The sequence below is a fragment of the Roseburia yibonii genome (assembly GCF_014297335.1).
GTDB classification, from domain to species: Bacteria; Bacillota; Clostridia; order Lachnospirales; family Lachnospiraceae; genus Roseburia_D; species Roseburia_D yibonii.
In genome coordinates, this window is the sequence record NZ_JACOQH010000001.1 from 218,568 (window position 1) to 240,866 (window position 22,299).

Genomic DNA, 22,299 nt, shown 5'->3' on the forward strand with positions numbered 1-22,299 from the left:
GCCTACCTTTCTATATATCTCTTCCGCAACTGTCCACAGGCGCCGTCTATATCCCGGCCCATTTCCCTTCTAATAGTAACATTTATTCCGTTTTTTTCAAGTTTATTTTTGAAATCGAGCACGCGATCCCTTGATGGCTGGACGAAATCACGCTCCTTGATCGGGTTGACCGGAATCAGATTGATGTGGCAGTTCATGCCACGGACAAGCGCCTGAAGTTCCGCTGCGTCCGTGTCTGTATCGTTGACTCCCGCTACCAGACTGTACTCAAAGGTCACCCTGCGCCCGGTCTTTTCAAAATAGTAACGACAGGCGTCGATCACTTCCGAAAGTTCATATTTATTCGCCACCGGCATCAGCGCAAGCCGCTTTTCCTGTGAGGAAGCATGCAGCGACAATGCCAGGGTAATTTGAAGTTTTTTCTCCGCAAGTTCCCGCATGCGCGGTACGATCCCACAGGTAGATACCGTAAGATTCCGCTGACTGATATTTAATCCGTTCTCATCGGTTAAAAGTTCAATAAACTTTAACAGATTATCGTAATTATCAAGCGGTTCTCCGGTTCCCATCACCACTACATTGGAAATGCGCTCTCCGATGTCCGCTCCGATACGGTAGATCTGTTCTAACATTTCAGACGGAAGAAGATCCCGCACCTTTCCGTCAAGCGTGGACGCGCAGAAACGGCAGCCCATGCGGCAGCCCACCTGCGATGAGATGCACACGGAATTTCCATGTTTATACCGCATCAGCACACTCTCAATGACGTTGCCGTCCGCAAGCGCGAACAGGTATTTTCTGGTTCCGTCGATCTTTGAGATCTGTACGGTCACCTGTTTTAATACGGTAAGCGGATATTTCTCCCGCAGCTCTTCTTTTAATTTTTTTGATATGTTGGTCATTTCCTCATAGTCCGTGACCTGCTTCTGATGCAGCCATTCGTAGATCTGTTTCGCGCGAAACGGCTTTTCTCCGAGTTCACTGACTACTCCCGTCAGTTCTTTTAAATTCAATGACTTAATATCGGTCTGTTCCATAGATTACTCTGCTTTCTGTTCGTTCTTTCTTTTTAATTTTGCAAGGAAGAATCCATCACATCTTCCCGCCTGTGGCAGGATCTGTTCCATTGATACGAGGCTAAATTCCGGATGCTCACGCAAAAAACACGCGACATTCTCTTCATTCTCCTCCCGGTTTATGGTACAGGTACTGTAGATCAGCGTTCCTCCCGGTTTTATATACGCATGCACAACAGAGAGGATCTCTCTTTGCAGTACCGCCAGATCCTTTTGCTTTTCCGGTGTCATCTTGTATTTGATATCTTTTTTCTTCTGAATGACCCCAAGCCCCGAGCAGGGCAGATCCGCGATCACGATATCTGCTTTCTGCACAGACGCTTCGTCTCTTATCCGCGCATCCATGCAGACTGCCGACATGTTTTTCGTTTCACAGCGTCTGATGTTTTCTTCGATCAGTCCCACTTTATACGGCGTCAGGTCTCTTGCTTCCACATGACCCGTTCCATGCATCTTTTCCGCAATATGTATGCTTTTTCCTCCGGGAGCCGCGCAGACATCGATCACAAAATCTCCGTCCTCTGGCTGCGCAAGTTCCGCAACACGCATCGAGCTCTCATCCTGCACATAAAAAAGGCCTTCTTCAAAAGACGGCAGTGCTCTTAAATGGTCAAAACCCGAAATGAAAAAGGCATACGGCAGTGTCTCGTTCTGCCGCACCGTCACACCTTCTGTCTCCAGACGTGTCTTTAAATCCCCTGGAGTGATCTTCCCCTCATTTACACGGATGGACAACTCCGGCTCACTCAAAAGCGCCTGTAACATTTCTTCGGTTTTTGATATGCCATAGTCTTTTTCCCATACCTTTACGATCCACTCCGGCATGGAATAGCTCACACTCAGATATGGGATTTCCCCATCCTCGCGCTTTGGCATTTTTATATTTTCCATATTTCTGCTGATATTGCGAAGCACACCGTTCACAAAACCTTTCAGGCTGCGAAAGCCTTTGCGCTCCGCAAGCTTTACCGCTTCATTACATGCCGCGGAAGCCGGTACGGTATCCATGTGTTTCAGCTGATAGACACCCATGCGCAGGATATTTCGGATCACCGGTTTTTGTTTGCGCACCGGAACTTTGGAAAACTGATCGATGATATGATCCAGCTCGATCATCCGCTCCAGCGTTCCCTCGCTCAGCCTTGTGATAAACGCGCGGCTGTTTTTTTCGAGATACTGGTATTTGTCCAGTACGTTCTTTAAGGCTATGTGGCTGTACTCGCCATCCCGCGTCACCGCAAGCAGGATCTCAAGTACCAGCTCCCGTTCATTTATGTGCTCAGTCACGGTCGTTTCCTCTTTCTCCGAATAAAAGTATGATACGAAGAAGCTGTAAGATCGCTGCGGCTGCGCTGGCAACATAGGTAAGCGCGGCTGCGCCAAGCACCTTCTTCGTATACGGCAGCTCCTGGCTGTTTAAGATGCCGGTCTCCCCCAGGATACGCACTGCGCGCGCTGACGCGTCAAATTCGACCGGAAGCGTCACAAGCTGAAAAAGTACCGCAAGAGAAAAAAGTAAAATTCCGATATGGATCAAAAGATTTCCGGTATTGCTGGTAAAAAACAGACCGAGGACAATGATCGGCCATGCCAGTGCCGAGCCGAAATTGGCTGCCGGAACCAGTGCCGAACGTATTTTTAATGGCAGGTATTCTTTCTGGTGCTGGATCGCGTGCCCGCATTCATGTGCCGCAACGCCGACCGCAGCCACTGAGGTGGAACCGTATACACTGTCCGAAAGATTTAAGGTCTTATTTGCCGGATTGTAATGATCCGTCAGGTTTCCGGAAATATGCTGTACCCTCACATCATAGATCCCTGCGCTGTTTAAAATACGCTGTGCCGCCTGTGCGCCGGTCATGCCGGACATACTGCGGTAAGCCGCGTATTTGTTAAACGTTGATTTTACCCTCGCGGACGCGATCAGACAGATGACCGCCCCAATAATCACCAGAAAATAAGTCGGATCCCACCAACTGTAATACATTCCATACATAAGCTTTACCTCCTATCCCAATTCCGTGCCAGCCGAAACCGGAAATCCGCGCAGAAAAGCATCCACGCTCATACGTTTTTTCCCTTCTAACTGAATTTCCTGCAGGATTAAAATATCCTTTCCGGTCTGCACTCCGATGCTGTTTTTATCTGCCAGCACGATCTTTCCGGCATCTGCCGGATCACCGCCCGGCTGTACCGATGCCTTCCATATCTTTAGTGTTTTCCCATTCAGGGAAGTATATGCACTTGGCCATGGATTTAAGCCACGGATCAACCGCTCGATCTCCTCCGCCGGCTTTGTCCAGTCAATTTTGCCAAACTGTTTTTTTAACATACCGACATGGGTCGCGAGCGTCTCATCCTGTCTGGTATAGACTGCGCGTCCGGCTTCTATCTCCGCCATGGTATGCACGCAGAGATCCGCTCCCACTTCTGCCAGATGGTCAAACAGGCTTCCGCCCGTCTCGTCCGGCGCAAGCTCATATTCTGCCTGCTCGATGATGTCTCCGGTATCGATCCCTTCATCCATGCGCATGGTCGTGACGCCGGAAACGCGGTCTCCGTTGATCACCGCCCACTGGATCGGTGCCGCACCACGGTATTTCGGAAGCAGTGACGCATGCACATTGACGCATCCGTATTTTGGCATCTGAAGGATCTCTGTCGAAAGGATCTGACCGAATGCGACCACGATGATCATATCCGGCTCATACTGTCTCAGATGCGCAACACATTCCGGCTCCCGCACACGCTTTGGCTGATAAACTTCGATGCCATACTCAAGCGCCTTTTCTTTCACCGGAGGAAACTGTACGGCGTTTCCCCTGCCCTTTGGCTTATCCGGCTGTGTAACCGCAAGTACCACTTCATGTCCGGCTTTTACAACAGCCTCTAACGTTCCCACGGCAAAATCCGGTGTTCCCATAAAAATTACACGCATTGATCTCCCTCGCTTTTTTCTTATTCTTCATCCTCGTCGGAAACAGCTCCCACATCATGGAGACCGCCTTCTACTTTTTCGGTATACATATGTCCGTCCAGATGATCGATCTCATGGCAGAATGCTCTCGCAAGCAGTTCCTCGCCTTCCAGTTCGATCCGGTTCATATCCTCGTCAAATGCCTGTACCTTGACATAATTCGGCCGTGTCACAACTCCTGCTTTTCCAGGGAGGCTCAGGCAGCCCTCATCTCCGGTCTGTTCCCCGCTTGTCTCAACGATCTTCGGATTGATCAAAACGATCGGTCCCTCTCCGACATCGATGACAACAATACGTTTTAAGATTCCTACCTGCGGTGCCGCAAGTCCGACTCCATTTGCCTCGTACATCGTCTCAAACATATCATCTATCAATTCTGTAATCTTTGGTGTTACCTCTGTCACTTCCCTGCATACCTTTGTCAGTACAGGATCGCCCATCACACGAATTTCTCTTAATGCCATTTTTATTCCTCCATCTTTTCATTTCGTATCTGCTTATTACTATACTATATTTTAAAATCCATTCATAGGATTAAAATCAAATTGTACCACAATATTCTTTAATTCTCTATTCCCATTGATAAAATGTTCCAGCCTGTCCTTCACATCCACAAGCACCGCATAATCCGCATGTTTTAAATACAGCACCTTTTTGTAGATGTCATTTACCTTTGCCACCGCCGTATCCGCAGGACCGACCACAAAGAGATTCTGGTAGCCAAGCGCTGCGATCACCCGTTTCATGCGCTCGGATGCCTGGTAGGCAAGCTCCTCGTTTTTTGCTGCGGAAAGGATCAGCAACATATTCCATACCGGCGGGTAACAGAGCATCCTGCGGTATTCCATCTCATGCGCGTAGAAAGACGCATAGTCCTGTGCCGCAGCCGCGACGATGCTGTAATGCTCGGGCTGATAGGTCTGTATCACGACCTCTCCCGGCCTGTCGCCTCTGCCGGCGCGTCCCGCCGCCTGTGTCAGCAGCTGAAACGTCCGCTCCGATGCGCGGTAATCACTGACGCCAAGGGACAGATCCGCCGCCAGCACTCCGACCAGCGTGACATTCGGGAAGTCATGCCCCTTTACGATCATCTGGGTACCGACCAGGATATCCGCTTCATGATTGGCAAACGCGGAAAGGATCTTCTCATAGCTCTCTTTTTTTCTGGTCGTATCAAAATCCATCCGAAGCACCCGTGCCTTCGGGAAACGCTTTTTTACCAGCATCTCGATCTTCTGCGTCCCTGCCTTGAACCCGCTGATGTAGCGTGAGCCGCATTCGGGACATACATGCGCTTCCGGTTCCTCATAACCGCAGTAATGGCAGATCATCTTTCCGTTGCTGTGCCAGCTTAGGGATACGTCGCAGTGCGGGCACTTGATCACATGCCCGCAGGAACGGCAGGATACAAAGCCTGACATTCCACGCCGGTTTAAAAAGAGCATGATCTGTTCCTGTTTTGCCAGCCGCTCCTCCATCAGTTCCTGTAATTTTCTGCTTAGTATCGAACGGTTGCCCGTTTTTAATTCCTCGCGCAGATCCACCGTATAGCAGGTCGGAAGCGGTCTTTTCGATATCCGTTCTTTCATCTCAAGCAGATGATACTCTCCGTTTTGTGCCTTCGTATAACTCTCGATCGAAGGTGTTGCGGAGCCAAGGATCACGCTCGCCCCTGTCATCCCTGCCCGCTCGATCGCGGTCTCTCTCGCGTGATAGCGCGGCACGGTCTCACTTTTGTAGGAGCTTTCATGTTCTTCGTCTATGATTATAAGACCAAGATTTGAAAAAGGTGTGAACAACGCAGATCTCGGTCCGATCATAATGTCGATCTCTCCTCTTTTCGCCCGGAGAAACTGATCGTAGCGCTCCCCTGCGGAAAGTCTGGAATTTAAAATGGACACCCGATTTCCGAAGCGGTCATAAAAACGCCGGACCGTCTGATAGGTCAACGCAATCTCCGGGATCAGAACGATCGCCTGTTTTCCCTCTGCAATGTTATGTGCGATGAGCTCCATATACACTTCGGTCTTTCCGCTTCCCGTCACGCCATGCAAAAGATAGATTCCCTGCCTCTGTTCCCTGCGGTCTCTCAAAACGGCATCCACCGCCGCCTGCTGACTTTCACTCAAAAGGAACTTTCTTTCCTCCCGCTCCCGCTGCCGCACCGGATTCCGGTAGTCCTGCTCCGTCCGGATCTTTAGGATCCCCAGTTTTTCCATTGCCCGCACGACATTCAGTCCGACATTCAGCTCTTCTTTCACCACATCACCGGAAAGTTCCCGCTCCCGGATCAGTGCCTCTAAAAGACGCGCCCGCGCCACATTGTGTTTCCGCCGGAATTCCGCAAGCTGCTCTTCTGCCGTTTTTTCATCGGCCGCAAGTACCAGGATCCGTTTTTCCTTTGCCGCCGTCTTCTGTTTGATCGGGATCACCGTCTTTAATGCCTGGTTCATGGTTCCGCCATAATTCTTTTTCATCCAGAACGCAAGCGCGATCAGCTGGGATTCGATCGCAACGCTGTCTTTGCAGATCTCCGTAATTTCTTTTATTTTTCGCACATCGTACTCCGCCTGATCGGTAAGCTCGATCACATAGCCGCACAGCTTCCGCCCGCCGCTTCCAAACGGCACCAGCACCTGCATTCCGATCTTTAGCACCGGCTTTAGTTCTTCCGGGACACGATACTGGAATAGCCGGTCTAATTTTTCATGTGAGATATCTATAATAATATTGGCATACAACGCCATTTGTATTTCAACTCCTCCAAAAAACGCATATTTTTTATTATATGTCATTGCCTGTATAAAAAGCAACGGGCGTGGGCACACTTTTTCCATGAGAAAAAATTTTTTTATCTGCGGACTGACCGGATGGTGCATGGAAATTTTATTTACTTCTTTTGGATCGCTCCGGAAAAAAAATAAAAAACTGATCGGACAGACTTCTGTCTGGATGTTTCCCATATATGGCATGGCTGCCGTGATCGAACCGGTCTACCGGCACATAAAGGGGATCCCTCTGTTTTTCCGGGGGATCATCTACTCCGCCGGAATCCTCGCCTGTGAATTTGTCAGTGGAAGTCTGTTAAAGAAGCACGACCTCTGTCCCTGGGATTACAGTCATGCCAAACTGAATGTCCGCGGCGTCATCCGTCTGGACTACGCGCCTTTGTGGATGGCCGCGGGACTGATCTTTGAAAAACTGATGTGCCATGCAGACGGCAGAAAACTTTAAACCTTAAAGTTCTTCTGCCTCTACGCTCTCCGCGCCGATATTCTGCATATTTAAGGTGCGGCGCTTAAGTCTTGCCTGTTCGGATTCTTCCAACAGGTATTCTTTGATCTCTTTTGCGTGTTTTACATGTTCCAGAACAAGCTCCGGGTTTGTGACATCTCCTGTATAGCAGATAATGGTTCCCAGTCCGAACATGCGCTCGAACAGGGAACGCTTTAACGTTACATCCTGTATCTTATACATGTAACAGTCATTTTCCTCCCGGTTAAAGAATCCGGTGTCAACGGTTACAACCACATTGCTTGCTGTATAAACCGTAAATGTAAACGGCAGTCCGAAAAAAAGGATGCGTTTCCGCTCCCGGAATGCCACTGTTTTTTCTTCTTTGATCACCTTGGTATTGTCCATAAAATTCCTCCTGATTTTTCTATCGCCTATTATAATACATTTTTGCATTTTTTTCACAAAATATTTCTTGAAATTTGTAATTTATTATTATATGATAGTAAAAATGTCTAGAGGAGGAAAATACAATGCGACATTTAATGAGCCCGTTGGACTTGTCCGTGGAAGAGTTGGACAAGCTGCTTACACTGGCTAATGATATTGAAAAGAACCCGAAAAAATATGCGCATGCATGTGACGGGAAAAAATTAGCCACACTTTTTTATGAACCCAGTACCAGAACAAGACTTAGTTTTGAAACTGCCATGTTGAACCTCGGCGGTTCCGTCATCGGTTTTTCCAGTGCCGACAGCAGTTCAGCTGCCAAAGGCGAAAGTGTTTCTGATACCATTCGAGTTATTTCCTGCTTCGCAGATATCTGTGCGATGCGTCATCCAAAAGAGGGAGCTCCTCTCGTTGCTTCCTTAAAATCCAGTATTCCAGTCATCAATGCCGGAGACGGCGGTCATCAACATCCCACCCAGACACTTGCGGATCTGCTTACCATCCGCTCTTTAAAGGGCAGATTATCCAATTTAAAGATCGGTCTGTGCGGAGATTTAAAATTCGGCCGTACCGTACACTCCTTAATCAATGCGCTGATCCGCTATCCGAACGTGGAATTCGTACTGATCTCCCCGAAGGAACTGCGCGTACCGGAATACATAAGGGAAGACGTCCTGGTTGCGAACAACATCCCATTCACTGAGGTGGAACGTTTAGAGGACGCGATCCCGGATCTGGATATCCTCTATATGACGCGTGTACAGAAGGAACGCTTCTTCAACGAAGAAGATTACATCCGTATGAAAGACTTCTATATTCTCGATAAAGAGAAAATGGCACTGGCAAAGGATGATATGCTTGTGCTCCACCCGCTTCCGCGTGTCAACGAGATCTCTGTGGAAGTCGATGATGATCCGAGAGCTGTATACTTTAAGCAGGTACAATACGGTGTCTATGTCCGCATGGCATTGATCCTGACACTGCTCGGCATCGAAGTACAATAAATCATATGCAAACCGAATGTAAGGAAGGAACAAATCAATGTTAAATATCAGTGGAATTCAGGAAGGATTTGTGCTCGACCATATCAAAGCCGGCATGAGCCTTTCCATCTATCATTACTTGAAACTGGACCAGTTAGACTGCTGTGTCGCGATCATCAAAAATGCGCGCAGCAAAAAAATGGGAAAAAAGGACATGATAAAAGTAGAATGCCCGATTGACAAACTTGATCTTGATATTTTAGGTTTCATAGACCACAATATCACCGTCAATATCATCAAAGGCGACCAGATCGTGGAGAAACGCTCCCTGCGTCTGCCGAAAAAAATCAAAAATGTCATTAAATGTAAAAATCCGAGATGTATTTCCTCCATCGAACAGGAACTTGACCAGATCTTCGTTCTGACTGATGAAGCAAACGAGGTCTATCGCTGCAAATACTGTGAAGAAAAATACGAAAGAAAGTAGTAACCAAAACTGCGTTCCGCCCGCAGCTTAAAACGGGCGGAAGCAGCAACAGTTGCACAGAAGATTTAACAGAAGGAAACTCAAACAATAACCACTGGAACCCGAATAAGGACGTCCGTAGGACTCTCCCATATTCTGATACCAGTTTCCGCCAAACTCAAGCTGCTGCTTCAGCTGGCGGTATTCCATATTGCTCGGCTCCATTGCCACCGCACGGTCGGCATGGTCCCGGGCAATAATATTATTCCCGACTCCCGCGTTCGCAAGCCCACTGTAATAATACCATCTGGCATTCCGCTCGGATGCCGCCATACTGTTTAACACATTAAGCGCCTCTTTAAAGCACCGGTTCGCGATATAGTTGGCCGCCGCCTGCATCTCTACCGAACCCGCATTCTGCGTACCGCCTCCATAGTAAGACTGTCTGTTCCAGGAGGAGGAATTTCCATATCCGCCATAGCTTCCATAGGTATAACCCTGCTGCTTTTCCTTCATGATCTGGTCATACGCCTGCTGTACTTCCTTGAAGCGTTCCTCCGCCTCCGCCTTATTCGGACTGTTGATGTTGGCATCCGGGTGATATTTGCGGCTCAGTGCCCGATATGCTTTTTTTATTTCCTCGTCTGTCGCTGCCGGCGACACGCCAAGTACTTCATACGGATTTCGGTTTCCCATCCGACGATCCCCTCCCTTTCTGTTTCCTCTTCTGGATATATTCATATCTCGACCACACGCCCGAATACAGGACATTTCTCAAAATGTCCGCATGCAGCAGAACCGGCAGACGCTCAAAAGATTTCGCGCACTCTGACATCATGCTGGTCAGAATCAGTTTGCATAAGGTCTCAAAATCTGCCTCGTTCTCCTGTTCCATCGCGATTAACGGATTAAACGCCGCCTTCTTCTCATCGCTCTTTCGATCCTCATACGCGTCCATGATATAGATGAATTTTCCCATATAAAAGCCAAGGCATTTTAATTCCTCCGCCCACATATCCTCTTTCCATGCAAAGATCTCGCCGAGCAGCTCTCCGGTAAGTCCCGCGACCACATCAAGGTTTGTTTCCTTTCTGGTCTCCGCATCCGCCTGCTTTTTCATATAATCCTCAACCGCCTGCACTTGTCTCGGATACACACCGCGGATTCTCTCGTAATCTTTCTCGAACATCTTCATAAATGTCCGTTTCGCGTAGGAGCGGTCATCCTTCCAGTCATCCTCAAAGTTCTGGTAAGACAAAATAACATTCATATCCGCCGCGTAATCAGTCGCCTCGTTCAGATACGCCATCTGCTTTCTGGTCGGATGCAGACCGCAGGTAAACGAAATCTCTTCATTCGCAAGTTCATACAGACCTGTCAGCAGAACGACCAGAAATGTCATATCGTAATTTAACAGCATCTGCCCTTTTGTCCCGCAGTTTTCCTTTAATTTCCGGCAGAGACCGCAGTAATATGCCTGATACGCTTTTTTATTTTCATCGGAAAGTTCCTCTCTGTTGATATTGATATACCCAAACATATCTCTCAGTCTCTCTTTCTGCTTCTCAACTTCTCTTAATGAATTCTTCCCTGCACTTCGGACAGGTGATACAGATCTTTCCCCTGCCCCGCGGCACACGCACCCGCTGACGGCATTTCGGACAGCGGAAAAAGCGATATTCTCTGCGCTGCGCAAAGCGCTTCTTCGCATTGTTCCATCTGACAGTCAGTTTATAACGAAAATTCAGGTATTTCTGATTCTGCGCGTACATCTTTGATATATCGCGTGAAAATATGCGGTAATAGGTATACCCTAACAGCAGCAGCGCGACCAGATCCAGTACCGGCACCGCCCTGCGGAAAAACAGCGCGATCACAAGAAGGACCAGTACGATCATCAGATACGCCCGGGACAGCTGATCCACTCCATATCTTCCTGTCATAAAACGTCTGAACTTTTCTCTCATCTACATACACCTCGTCCTTTTTTCTATCTTCTTAGATGTTAAGCCCTGCGTTTTCCGGTGTCAACCGATGTACCATTCATTTAAGAAACATTTTAGAAAGTTTACAGATCTATTACAAAAAAATACCCCATTGTAACATGGAGTATTGATATTAAGCAGGACGGTAAGCCGGGTTATGTCATTGGATGATCATCTATCTAGAATGGCTGTTGCCAGTCATTTCAAGCGACCTACCTAAAGCTGGCGGGCCACGTCAACGCTTTTGTTCGGTCTTGCTTCGAATGGGGTTTACATGTGCCCTCCCTGTTACCAGGAAGGCGGTAGTCTCTTACACTGCCCTTCCACCCTTACCGCTTGCGCGGCGGTATATTTCTGTTGCACTTTCCTTGGAGTCACCTCCACCGGACGTTATCCGGCATCCTGCCCTGTGAAGCCCGGACTTTCCTCACCTGCGGTCTTTCGACACCTGCAGCCGCGATCATCTGTCCTACTTAATCTTTTACTATTATAACTTGTTCCCTTACAATTTCAACTGTTTCTTTTAAATTTTTTTATGCGGTTCAGACATGAAAACAGCTTCCGCCAATAAATTCACGGATGATCGAGTTGCTTCCGATCACATCCGCAGGGATCGGCAGGAAGTAATCCAGCACCTTCAAAAGCCGGTTTGCCTCCAGGTATTCCGGCGTATTCTGCTCTATGCCAAACAAAAGCGGTTCCACATACTGTTTTAACACAGACATCTCATAGATCAGCGCCGAATTGAACATGACATCCGCCTCTTCCTGAAATGGGAAAATATATTTTTCTTCCCCTCTGCGCACGGAATTCCACATTCCGATCGTGGATGCTGCCGATGATCCCCTGGTTCTCGCGTCACGCACGATCCGGCGGATCAGTCTTACATCTGTCGTGGACAGATTGTTGTGCTCATCGATATCGAGCTGTGTCAGCGCACTGATGTAGATCTTGAATTTCTTTTCTTTCGGAATCGAATAGGAAAGTTTGTCATTCAGCCCGTGAATGCCCTCGATCACGAGAAGATCATCTTTTCCGAGCTGCATCATCTTTCCCTTCGTCTCACGCTTTCCAGTCTTGAAATTATAAACCGGGATCTCCACTTCCCGTCCGGTCAGAAGCTCGTTCATATCCTGATTGAACCGCTCCACATCCAGCGCCTCAAGGCACTCGTAATTCGGCTGTCCGTTTTCATCAAGCGGTGTATACTCGTGATCCAGATAATAATCGTCAAGCGGGAACGGATGCGGCTTTAAGCCGAGCGCGGAAAGCTGGATCGACAGCCGGTGCGAGAACGTGGTCTTACCGGAGGAAGACGGTCCCGCGATCATGACAAATTTGCGGTCGCCGTTGTCCTTTATCATCTGCGCGAGCTGCCCGATCTTTTTTTCCATCAATGCTTCCTGGATCAGAATAATCTCCTGGCTGCGCCCGGACGCGATCGCGTCATCCAACGCCCCGATCGTTCCGATCCCCATGAGATCTCCCCAGCGTGAAGATTCATCGAGCGTATGGAACAACTGATCGGACGGGACAAATTCCGCCACTTTTCTGGAATCCTGATTCGGATAAAGCAGCATAAATCCATCCTGATATAATTTCAGGTCAAAATATTTGAGATATCCGGTCGAAGCCACCATATATCCGTAGAAATAATCCTTATAGCCATCCAGATCATAAATATTGACCGTGGAGCTTCTGCGGTATTTAAACAGCTGTTCTTTGTCTGTCATGCCAAAGGAGTGGAACATTGCGCGCGCCTCATTGGTGCTGACGGTCTCTTTCATGAGCGGTATGTTCTTTTCCGCCAGACGGAGCATTTCCTCCTTGATCTCAAGAAGAACCGCCTCATTTAACTCCGGTCCTCCGGTCAGCTTGCAGAAATACCCCTGTCTGATCGAATGCAGTACCCGCGCGCGGACATTCTTTCTGCCATAAAGATTGTAAACCGCCTTCTGCATCAGAAGGATCACGCTTCTGCGGTATACCTTTTTTCCGACATTATCCGCCGTCGTCACAAACGAGATCTCCCCGTCTTTTTTCAGACGTTTATGCAGTTCCCGCAGTTTCCGGTTAAACATGACCAGCACGATATCGTCTTTGTAATTTTTCTGATAATCCTTTACAATCTCTAGGAAAGGCGTCCCGCAGGGATAGCTTTTCTCTTCCCCGTCAATCCTTACATTACACATCTGATTTGCCACAAAAAACACCTCCTATACCACTTCAAACGGAAAGATATCTTCCCGCATAATGACCTCGACCTGTCTGCATCTGGTATCTAAATATTCTTTCATATATGGAACAAAAATATGCTCAAGTCCATAATGTCCGGCATCGATCACGCAAAGTCCCTGCGCCACCGCATCGATCCCGTCATGATGATCGATATCTCCGGTGATCAATACCTCTGCTCCTTTTTGTAAGGCAAACGGGATTTCACTTTTTCCCGATCCCGGGCAGACCGCCGCACGTTTTACTTTTTGTTTCGGATTGCCAAACACTTTCACCGCCGGAATCTCAAACGCTTTCTTTACAAACTGCGCGCAGGACGCGAGTGTCATCTCCTGCGCAAGATTCCCGATCTTTCCAATGCCCTTTGTTTCGCCGTCTTCCTCAAACATCTCTTCAAGCGCCTGCGGTGCGACGAATCCTAATCTCTCCGCTGCCAGATCTGCCATCTTCGACACATCAAAACTGGTATGCATCGCATAATAGGAAATATCATGCGCGATCAGCTTTTGGACTCTCCGTCCGATAAAATCTTCATCTGTCACCCGCTTTAATCCCGAAAAGATAAGCGGATGATGAGTCACAAGCAGATCTGCCCCACAGGAAACCGCCTGTTCCACCACTTCATCTGTCGCGTCTAACGCCAGATAGATCCGTTTTACTTCTTTTTTACTGCTGCCGACAAGCAGACCGACATTATCCCATGCGCAGGCATAATGCTCCGGTGCCGCCTGTCTCAAAATTGCAAGAACTTCTTCACCTTTCATGATCCATGCATCTCCATTTTCGCCTGTTCTATCACCGCAAGCCGTTCTTTGATCTCATCAAGCCGTGCCCGGATCCGTTCTTTCTCCTGCCCTGGCAGAAGCTTTTTTTGGATTTCGCGCACTTCACGTTCTTCTTTTTCCAGATACCTCAAAAGCACCTCGTTCTTTTCCCGGATCAGCCAGCCGCCATACTTAAAATAGGACTCCGGATACACCGTATCGTCCCTGCCAGGTACGGCATGCATCATCGGATAATATTTGCCATCCTCAAAGACCATTTCCTCCGCTGTGATATGATATCCACTTTCATAAAGGAAATGGCGCACTTTTTCCACCTCGGACTGTGGCTGCAAAATGAGTTCCTTTACATTTCGCAGTCTTTCGCGTCCCTCGGACAGGATCTTTATCACGAGCGCCCCGCCCATCCCGGCAATGATCACGGAGTCTGCCTCTCCATCCTGTAAGGCAAGTACTCCGTCCGACTGCCGCGCAGTTATGTATTTTTCCAGTCCGTGCTCTTTGATATGTTCCTCTGCCGCAAGAAGCGGACCTTTTCCGATATCCATCGCGAGCGCGCTGGGCACGATCTTATGTTCCATCAGATAGATCGGAACAAACGCGTGATCCGTCCCGATATCCGCAACCCGGCTGCCCGGCGTCACAAACCCGGCCACCGCAAGCAGACGCTTACTCAAGGTCGTTTTCATATTTTTACTCCAGATAATCCTTTAATTTGCGGCTTCTGCTCGGATGACGCAGTTTGCGCAGTGCCTTTGCCTCGATCTGACGGATACGCTCGCGTGTTACATTAAATTCTTTTCCTACTTCTTCCAGTGTGCGCGCACGGCCGTCCTCCAAACCGAAACGCAGCGTGAGAACCTTCTGTTCACGTTCTGTCAGCGTTCCAAGCACTTCCTCAAGCTGTTCTTTTAACAGGGTAAACGCCGCCGCGTCTGCCGGAACCGGCACATTGTCATCCTGGATGAAATCACCAAGGTGGCTGTCTTCCTCCTCACCGATCGGGGTCTCCAAAGACACCGGCTCCTGGGATATTTTTAAGATCTCACGCACACGCTCTACCGGCATGTTCATTTCTTCCGCGATCTCTTCCGGAGTCGGTTCACGTCCGAGTTCCTGCAGTAACTGTCTGGAAACACGGATCAGTTTGTTGATCGTTTCAACCATATGCACCGGAATACGGATCGTTCTCGCCTGATCGGCGATCGCTCTTGTGATCGCCTGACGGATCCACCAGGTCGCATATGTGGAGAACTTATAACCCTTGCGGTAATCAAATTTTTCGACAGCCTTAATAAGACCCAGATTTCCCTCCTGGATCAGATCAAGGAAAAGCATACCACGGCCAACATAACGTTTTGCAATGGATACTACCAGTCGTAAGTTTGCTTCCGCCAGACGTTTCTTTGCCTCATCTCCGGCATCCTGGGTCTTTGTGAGTGCCTTAATCTCCTCATCCAGCTCTGCCTGTTCTTCCTCCGCTGCCTCTTCCTTACGTTTCTTTAAAATCGCGATCTTTTCTTTCGCAACCGCTCCCTCTTCCATCTTCTGGGCAAGGTCGATCTCTTCCTCCGCGCTGAGCAACGGAACCTTTCCGATCTCTTTTAAATACATACGGACCGGATCTTCGATAGAAACACCGTCCGGCACGGAAAGATCGATATTTTCCACCTCGATCTCTTCCTCGTCGTCATTTAACAGGAGTTCCTCATCTACCTCATCATCATCTTCGGTAATTCTTAAGACGTCGATATTGTTTGCTTCCAGGAAATCCAGGATCTTCTCAAACTGCTCCGCGTTCAGCTCAAGTTCACGGAAATAATCATTGATCTCCTGATACTCCAGCATGTTCTTTTTCTTTTTCGCGACCGCGAGGAGTCCCTGCAGTTTTTCCATGAATTTTGCTTCTTTTTCCGCAGAAGCTGCTTCCTCCGCTGTCTTTTTTGCAGTTTTTGCCTTTTTTTCGAGTTTTTCTTCCATCTTAATTTCATCCTCTCATGGTTTGTATTCCAAAATCTGTTACTATTTTGTCCTTAATTGATAGAAATATGCAGTTTCCGCAATGCCTCAAGCTGCCTTTTGTCATCGATCAGCTTTTGTGTGCCTGCGATGTCCGTGACCGCAATATGCGCCGCACGGTAATTATAACTGTTTTCTTTCACCCGCAGAATGGTCTCTTTTAATGCTTTCTCCCGTTCCTGCTTTCCATCGATCTCGTGGATCCTTGCGTTAAACAAAGCGGCGATCTCCCGCTGTTCTTCCTCATTCTGAAACATGCTTACGATTTTCCCCGGATTTAGCGCGCCTTCCGCAAACTGGGCATACAAAATCTCTGCCGCCTTTTTATAGATCTCTTCTGTAAAATCCTCCGGCGTGATGTACTGCTTTACAATATCAAACAGCCCGGTATCTTCGATCAGCCAGGTTAAAAGCAGTTTCTGCGACTGCTTCATGCCGTCTTCTTTTTTTTTGACCTCACGCGTGGCAGATTTTAATTTCACCGGCTCGCGCGCAAGCCCGCCCTGCGCGCCATATTGATTGACCAGCTTCCGCAGGTTCTCATAACCCATCCGGTAGTGCTCCGCGACTGCCTCAATGTAGTTATTCCGTTCCATCTCCTCCGGGAACTGCGCCAGCTTCTTTGCGGTCTCATGCTGAAACGCCGTCTTTCCCTCCGGATCTTTCATGTCATAATCCTGCTGTAAGATGCGGATCTCAAACATAAAACTGTTTTCCGCCTGGTCGATCCGCTCCTGATACGCCTCCGCCCCGAGTGCCTTGATAAATTCATCCGGGTCTTTGTAAGGTTTCATATTGATGACTTTGGCGGAAAGTCCGACTTCTTTTAAGATCGGGATCGCGCGCAGTGCCGCCTTGATCCCCGCCCCGTCACTGTCAAACGTAAGATAGACCTCTTTCGTATAACGTTTTAAAAGACTGGCATGTCCACTCGTAAACGAGGTTCCAAGGGACGCCACCGCATTGTCAAATCCCGCCTGATGCAGCGCTATGACATCCATATAGCCCTCGCAGAGCAGCATATATGGACGTTTGGACTGCCTTGCGAAATTTAAGGCGTACAGATTCCGGCTCTTGTCAAAGATCTTTGTCTCCTGGGAATTCAGGTATTTCGGTTCCCCGTCTCCCATGACACGGCCGCCGAAGCCGATCACCTTATTATGGATATCCATGATCGGAAACATCGCACGGTTCCAGAATTTGTCATGACCGCCTCTCTTTTCATCGAAGCCGACCAGACCGGAGTCTTTTAAAATCTCATCTTCATACCCCTTGCTCTTTAAATACCGGTAAAGATCATCGCTGTATTTATCCGAATAACCCAGTCCGAATTTCTGCATCGTCGCATCTGACAGTTCTCTTTTCCGGAAATAGGAAAGCGCCTGTGCGCCGCGTTCATTGCGCAGCAGGGTATAGTAGTATTTTCCCGCTTCTTTATTGATCTCGAGCAGTCTTGATCTTTTGTCCGATTCCCGTTTTGCTTCTCCGCTCAGCTCCTGTTTGGGCAGATCTATCCCTGCCCGGTCCGCCAGCGCCTGCATTGCTTCCGGGAATGTAAAATTCTCATATTCCATCAGGAAAGTAAATACATTTCCTCCCGCTCCGCATCCGAAGCAGTAATACATCTGTTTCGCCGGAGAAACGGAGAAAGAACCTGTCTTTTCATTATGGAAAGGACATAAGCCGAAATAGGTACTTCCTTTTTTCTGCAGACGGACATAACCGGATATCACATCCACAATATCATTCCTTGAGCGCACTTCTTCTATCAGTTCATCTGAATAATATGGCATTTTCTTCTCCTTTCCCGCTTATTCGACCGACCACGCCATCGGCACAAAATACTGTTTGAATTTTTCGATCGCGTACTGATCCGTCATACCGGCAATATAATCACAGACAACCCGTTCTCTCTTTTCGCCCTCGTCTAACATCCGGCGAAACGCCTCCGGGATCTCCTCCACATGATCCATGTAAAAATAAAACAGCCGCTCTACCAGTTCCTGCGCCTTGGATTCCTCTCCTTTTGCTGCCGGATTGGTATAGACATGCACAAACATGAACTGGCGCAGATCCTGCATCGCCCGCTCGATCTCCGGTTCCATCTTTATATCATTCTGATCCATACTGGTCATAATGATATTGTGGATCAGTTTGTTCAGACGTTCCCTCGATGTATAGCCGAGTGTTTCCCGCAGATCCGACGGAATGTCTTCCTCCGTCAGGATATGACCGCGGATCGCGTCATCGATATCATGATTGATATAAGCGATCTTGTCGGAAAAACGGACGATCTTTCCCTCCAGGGTATGCGGCATGGTACTGGTCTGATGGTTTAAGATCCCATCCCGCACTTCCCAGGTAAGGTTTAAGCCCTTGCCGTCTTTTTCCAGCTTCTCTACGATACGCACACTCTGCTCGTTGTGCTTGAACCCGTCTGTACACAGGCGGTTCAATACACTCTCGCCGGCATGGCCAAACGGCGTATGCCCCAGGTCATGCCCGAGCGCGATCGCCTCCACCAGACTCTCATTCATGCGAAGCGCCCGCGCGATCGTCCGCGCATTCTGGGAAACCTCGAGCGTATGGGAGAGCCTCGTGCGGTAATGATCCCCTTTGGGCTCCAAAAATACCTGTGTTTTATTTTTCAGGCGCCGGAACGCCTTGCTATGTACGATCCTGTCTCTGTCTCGTTGGAACACCGGACGTATATCACACTGTGGTTCCGGATCATCGCGTCCGACGGAATTTTTGCTGAGCGTCGCATAGGGGCTAAGCGAAGCATGTTCCATCTGTTCCAGACTTTCCCGAATTGTCATGTAATGCCCTCTTTCCTGATACACCGGCTGCCAAAAACAGCCTCTATATATATTATTCTGCGTCTAAGACACATTTCCTTTATTTTTTACAAAATTTACGCCGACAACAAAATAAGGAAACCTCTTTTTGCAAAGTTTCCTTATTTTTTATGCACCGCTATTTACTTTTCTTTTTGCATTAAACCGACTCTCTTAAATCCTGTGCCAGCATGTAAATATCTTCGAGGATCTTTCTGCAGTTCTTCATATCTTCTACGGTAGAATCCGCAGTGCGCAGTCCTTCTGTGGAAGAAGCCGCAACCTCTTCTCCGGTTGCTGACAGCTGTGTGATATTATCTGAAATAATACCGGTTGCATCCAGGATCTTTTTGATGCTCGCCTCCGCCTCGTTGATATTGGTGGTAAGCGCCTCTACTTCCTCGCCGACTTTTCCGAATTTTTCTCTTGTATTTTCGATCAGTTCATTCTGTTTTTCCACAGAAGCGACCGAATTGGTAATGCTGTCATTTGCCCGTTTGGTGTCATCATTTAATTTGTTGATGATCTCGGTAATGTTATTGGACGCCTCTTTCGTCTGCTCTGAAAGCTGACGGATCTCCTCCGCTACGACCGCGAAACCTTTTCCGGCTTCTCCGGCACGCGCCGCCTCGATAGAAGCATTTAACGCAAGCAGGTTGGTCTGGCTTGAGATATTGATGATCGTACCGACAAAGTTCTGTACTTCTTCTACCTTTGATGTCAGGCTCTGGATTACTTCTACCGTAATGTTGCTTGCGTCCGCTACGTTGTGTGCCTGCTCTTTCAGTTCACGCACAACGCCCGCTCCTGCTTTTACCGTCTCATCGGTACGGCGGGAAGCCTCAATCATCTCATGAATACCGTTTTCGGCAGCATCCGTATTTCCCTGGATATCCGAACACATTACGGCCTGTTTCTGGATCGCCTCCGCGGTACTCTCCGTACTCTCGGCAATATTATTAATGGAAGTATGGCTGACATCAATACTGTTTTCAAGATTGTCCAGCATGCTCATCGCATTGTCAAAATGTTTCATGACATTGTCCGCGACCAAAACCATCTTCTTATTGCTTTCTTCCTGAACCTGCGCTGCTTTTTCGATCTCTTCCATATTCTCTTCATTAAACCTGATCAGAAGTTTTGTCACGCTGATGGAAGCGTAGGCAACCAGACAGAGGATAAATACCGCAAGCACATTCTCCCCCGTACGCGTAGAATTGGACAGATCAAACTGGATCACCAGACGGAGCAGGTTTACACCGATCACCACGATATTTCCGCCAACCATCAGGCGATAATCCAGATACGCAAACGTAGCGAGTAACATCGGAAGCGCATACGCCCATGTTCCACTTGTAGAATTTACCAGCATGATCACCACATAACCGGCTGCCAGACTGGTGCATATCATGATCGCGCCCTGCCTTGTTCCTCCTTTTGCTGCATTTGCAAAGGCAGAAACCGCGATCACCGCAGCCGCCGTTATCAGCTGTAAAATGGTTTTTCCCACGCTTGCATCCTTATTTGCCCCAAGATAGGCAAGCATTGTCAATATTACATAGCCATATACAATGGCAACGACCAGAAATACCTTCTTGCTCGCTCTTTTATACTGTTGTTCTGTCATACTTTATCTCCCTCTCTTTCGCAGATTTCGCATTACTAACGCTAGTATACCGCTCTGATTTTATTTTGTCAAAACATATCCGTATTTTTTAGTCTTTTTTAGTTTCTCCTGCCTCCACGCATTCCGGCTGTAAAACCGATACGAAGCTGACCTTACGGTCGATCCGGTTTCCGACGATCGCAATGCCCTTTCCCATTGTAAATGCCGCTACGATCGTGCCGACTCCGAGCCCCAGGATACGTCCGAGGAAAAAGCACGTCATGCACGCCGTGACAAGCAGACAGATCACATCAAAACCGATCTTGATCCTCGCATACGGCTTTCCGGTAATATCCGCGACCTCCCGCGGAAACAGATCTGTCGGGATGATCGGCAGTTTACAGCGGTTTGACAGTGCGATCCGCACACAGATGATCAGATAGCTCAGCACGAAATATAAGATTCTCAGCGGAATCGTAAGCGGCAGCACAATCTTTTTCTGATTCATTTTTGTCCAACTCTTTTCTCATTTGTTTTTTCCAACAGAGTATTATATATCAGAATTTTTCCTAAAACAATATTCAATTTCAAACTGTTTTTTGATTTCCGGAAATCTCTTCACCGCCGCCGGATGCGCCGTGTGCTCTCCCAAGAATTTTTCCATCCATATCATGTCATACCAGCGCCCGAACTTGTAACCGCACGCACAGAATTTCCCGACCAGACGGTATCCCATATGTTCATGGAACTGCGCGCTGTTTTTTGTCACATATTCGTCTTCCTTCTCTATATAAGTAATGCAGGCGTTCACATTCAGGATATGCTGCATGTTCAGTGCCTGTTCTAACGCCTCAGAGAGCTTCCTCCCCACGCCATGCTTCTTTTTATCCTTTCGCAGATAGATCGATGTCTCAACCGCCCAGTCATACGCGGCACGCTCCTTAAATGCTCCGGCATACGCGTATCCGATGACCGCGCCATCCGCTTCCGCGACCAGATACGGATATTTTTCCAGAACATGTGTGATCCGCGCCCGGAACTCCTCCACCGACGGCACTTCATATTCGAATGTAATCGCTGTTCCTGTCACATACGGTACGTAAATATCTAACAGTTCCTCTGCATCCTCCGGTTTTGCGACCCGTATTCTCAAATCCTCCATCTCTGTCATCCTCCGTGTTTTTCTACATACAGAAAAATCCGAAAGCCATAGGCTTCCGGATCTCTAAGTTATGCAGGAAAAGGGACTTGAACCCTCACGATATTGCTACCACAGGCACCTGAAGCCTGCGCGTCTGCCAATTCCGCCATTCCTGCTCAAAACTGACAATTGTTATTCTAACGTGTTTATTTTAAAATGTCAAGGAGATTTTTTAATTTTTTTCAAAAATTTTAAAAATAAAAAAAATTAGAAAAATTTCAAAAATAGCATTGACAAGATCACATCCATTTGCTATTATAACTAAGTCGCGTGTGAGCGACAGCAAATAAGAAATGCGGAAGTGTCGGAACTGGCAGACGAGCAAGACTAAGGATCTTGTGGCTATTGCAGTCGTGTGGGTTCAAGTCCCATCTTCCGCATTATTTTTTTAGAAGTCCTGAGTTTTCAGGGCTTTTTCTTTTATGTTATCATAAATGCCATACAACAG

At 48.1% G+C, this 22,299-nt stretch carries 22 protein-coding genes, 2 tRNA genes and 1 other RNA gene; 4 read left to right on the forward strand and 21 right to left on the reverse strand.

The window, feature by feature from the left end; genetic code table 11:
- Positions 1-2: 2 nt before the first annotated feature.
- From rlmN to priA, 6 genes are read right to left on the reverse strand one after another with little or no spacing between them, the layout of a single operon-like run.
- Positions 3-1,037, reverse strand: a complete 1,035-nt coding sequence (gene rlmN, locus H8Z76_RS01100) for a 23S rRNA (adenine(2503)-C(2))-methyltransferase RlmN (RefSeq protein ID WP_147617973.1) — start codon at positions 1,035-1,037, stop codon at positions 3-5.
- 3 nt (positions 1,038-1,040) lie between these two features.
- Positions 1,041-2,363, reverse strand: coding sequence for a 16S rRNA (cytosine(967)-C(5))-methyltransferase RsmB (gene rsmB, locus H8Z76_RS01105; protein WP_186981392.1), 1,323 nt, complete (start codon positions 2,361-2,363; stop codon positions 1,041-1,043).
- Positions 2,356-3,072, reverse strand: coding sequence for a zinc metallopeptidase (locus tag H8Z76_RS01110; protein ID WP_186981393.1), 717 nt, complete (start codon positions 3,070-3,072; stop codon positions 2,356-2,358). Before H8Z76_RS01110 ends, rsmB begins: the two co-directional genes overlap by 8 nt.
- A gap of 12 nt (positions 3,073-3,084) precedes the next feature.
- Positions 3,085-4,014 (reverse strand): methionyl-tRNA formyltransferase, encoded by a 930-nt coding sequence (gene fmt / locus H8Z76_RS01115; RefSeq protein WP_022515206.1) that lies wholly within the window; start codon positions 4,012-4,014, stop codon positions 3,085-3,087.
- Between the two features lie 20 nt (positions 4,015-4,034).
- On the reverse strand, positions 4,035-4,517 hold the full coding sequence (def, locus tag H8Z76_RS01120; protein ID WP_022515205.1) for a peptide deformylase: 483 nt from the start codon (positions 4,515-4,517) through the stop codon (positions 4,035-4,037).
- Between the two features lie 51 nt (positions 4,518-4,568).
- Entirely contained in the window at positions 4,569-6,800 is a 2,232-nt protein-coding gene (gene priA / locus H8Z76_RS01125; RefSeq protein ID WP_186981394.1) for a replication restart helicase PriA, read from the reverse strand.
- 88 nt (positions 6,801-6,888) lie between these two features.
- On the opposite strand from priA, the gene H8Z76_RS01130 reads away from it, so the two are divergent.
- Positions 6,889-7,287, forward strand: a complete 399-nt coding sequence (locus tag H8Z76_RS01130; protein ID WP_147617972.1) for a putative ABC transporter permease — start codon at positions 6,889-6,891, stop codon at positions 7,285-7,287.
- 3 nt (positions 7,288-7,290) lie between these two features.
- On the opposite strand, the gene H8Z76_RS01135 is transcribed toward H8Z76_RS01130, so the two are convergent.
- The gene (locus H8Z76_RS01135) at positions 7,291-7,695 is read right to left on the reverse strand and encodes a PH domain-containing protein (protein ID WP_022515202.1); all 405 of its coding nucleotides are present in this window, start codon (positions 7,693-7,695) and stop codon (positions 7,291-7,293) included.
- A 125-nt stretch (positions 7,696-7,820) separates the two neighbouring features.
- Here H8Z76_RS01135 and pyrB point away from each other — a divergent pair, with 125 nt between their 5' ends.
- Positions 7,821-8,741, forward strand: a complete 921-nt coding sequence (gene pyrB, locus H8Z76_RS01140; protein ID WP_022515201.1) for an aspartate carbamoyltransferase — start codon at positions 7,821-7,823, stop codon at positions 8,739-8,741.
- 37 nt (positions 8,742-8,778) lie between these two features.
- Positions 8,779-9,207, forward strand: a complete 429-nt coding sequence (locus H8Z76_RS01145) for an aspartate carbamoyltransferase regulatory subunit (protein WP_022515200.1) — start codon at positions 8,779-8,781, stop codon at positions 9,205-9,207.
- A gap of 27 nt (positions 9,208-9,234) precedes the next feature.
- Here H8Z76_RS01145 and H8Z76_RS01150 read toward each other — a convergent pair whose 3' ends face one another.
- From H8Z76_RS01150 to H8Z76_RS01215, 14 genes are all read right to left on the reverse strand, one after another.
- Complete coding sequence (locus tag H8Z76_RS01150; protein WP_147617971.1) at positions 9,235-9,882, reverse strand: DnaJ domain-containing protein; 648 nt, start codon at positions 9,880-9,882, stop codon at positions 9,235-9,237.
- A complete protein-coding gene (locus tag H8Z76_RS01155) occupies positions 9,860-10,726 on the reverse strand; it encodes a DUF5685 family protein (protein WP_022515198.1) in 867 nt (288 codons plus the stop codon). Before H8Z76_RS01155 ends, H8Z76_RS01150 begins: the two co-directional genes overlap by 23 nt.
- A gap of 25 nt (positions 10,727-10,751) precedes the next feature.
- The gene (locus H8Z76_RS01160) at positions 10,752-11,153 is read right to left on the reverse strand and encodes a hypothetical protein (protein WP_147617970.1); all 402 of its coding nucleotides are present in this window, start codon (positions 11,151-11,153) and stop codon (positions 10,752-10,754) included.
- Between the two features lie 148 nt (positions 11,154-11,301).
- Positions 11,302-11,647, reverse strand: an RNA gene (gene rnpB, locus H8Z76_RS01165) — RNase P RNA component class A.
- Between the two features lie 66 nt (positions 11,648-11,713).
- Positions 11,714-13,375: a hypothetical protein gene (locus tag H8Z76_RS01170; RefSeq protein ID WP_330594914.1), complete on the reverse strand. Its 1,662-nt coding sequence runs from the start codon at positions 13,373-13,375 to the stop codon at positions 11,714-11,716.
- A gap of 12 nt (positions 13,376-13,387) precedes the next feature.
- Positions 13,388-14,170: a Nif3-like dinuclear metal center hexameric protein gene (locus H8Z76_RS01175; RefSeq protein ID WP_022515291.1), complete on the reverse strand. Its 783-nt coding sequence runs from the start codon at positions 14,168-14,170 to the stop codon at positions 13,388-13,390.
- Positions 14,167-14,877, reverse strand: a complete 711-nt coding sequence (locus H8Z76_RS01180) for a tRNA (adenine(22)-N(1))-methyltransferase (RefSeq protein WP_022515292.1) — start codon at positions 14,875-14,877, stop codon at positions 14,167-14,169. The genes H8Z76_RS01175 and H8Z76_RS01180 overlap by 4 nt, the downstream gene beginning before the upstream one ends.
- Positions 14,878-14,881: 4 nt before the next feature.
- On the reverse strand, positions 14,882-16,168 hold the full coding sequence (rpoD, locus tag H8Z76_RS01185; RefSeq protein WP_022515293.1) for an RNA polymerase sigma factor RpoD: 1,287 nt from the start codon (positions 16,166-16,168) through the stop codon (positions 14,882-14,884).
- 53 nt (positions 16,169-16,221) lie between these two features.
- A complete protein-coding gene (gene dnaG / locus H8Z76_RS01190; protein ID WP_186981395.1) occupies positions 16,222-18,000 on the reverse strand; it encodes a DNA primase in 1,779 nt (592 codons plus the stop codon).
- 18 nt (positions 18,001-18,018) lie between these two features.
- Entirely contained in the window at positions 18,019-19,026 is a 1,008-nt protein-coding gene (locus tag H8Z76_RS01195) for a deoxyguanosinetriphosphate triphosphohydrolase (protein ID WP_186981396.1), read from the reverse strand.
- Between the two features lie 178 nt (positions 19,027-19,204).
- A complete protein-coding gene (locus tag H8Z76_RS01200; RefSeq protein WP_186981397.1) occupies positions 19,205-20,671 on the reverse strand; it encodes a methyl-accepting chemotaxis protein in 1,467 nt (488 codons plus the stop codon).
- A gap of 88 nt (positions 20,672-20,759) precedes the next feature.
- A complete protein-coding gene (locus tag H8Z76_RS01205) occupies positions 20,760-21,158 on the reverse strand; it encodes a DUF6198 family protein (RefSeq protein WP_186981398.1) in 399 nt (132 codons plus the stop codon).
- A 42-nt stretch (positions 21,159-21,200) separates the two neighbouring features.
- Positions 21,201-21,812, reverse strand: coding sequence for a GNAT family N-acetyltransferase (locus H8Z76_RS01210; protein WP_186981399.1), 612 nt, complete (start codon positions 21,810-21,812; stop codon positions 21,201-21,203).
- Between the two features lie 71 nt (positions 21,813-21,883).
- Positions 21,884-21,967 (reverse strand) — tRNA-Leu (locus H8Z76_RS01215).
- Positions 21,968-22,146: 179 nt separating this feature from the next.
- Between H8Z76_RS01215 and H8Z76_RS01220 the strand changes: the two genes are divergently transcribed.
- Positions 22,147-22,231, forward strand: a tRNA-Leu gene (locus H8Z76_RS01220).
- The last annotated feature ends 68 nt before the right edge of the window (positions 22,232-22,299 follow it).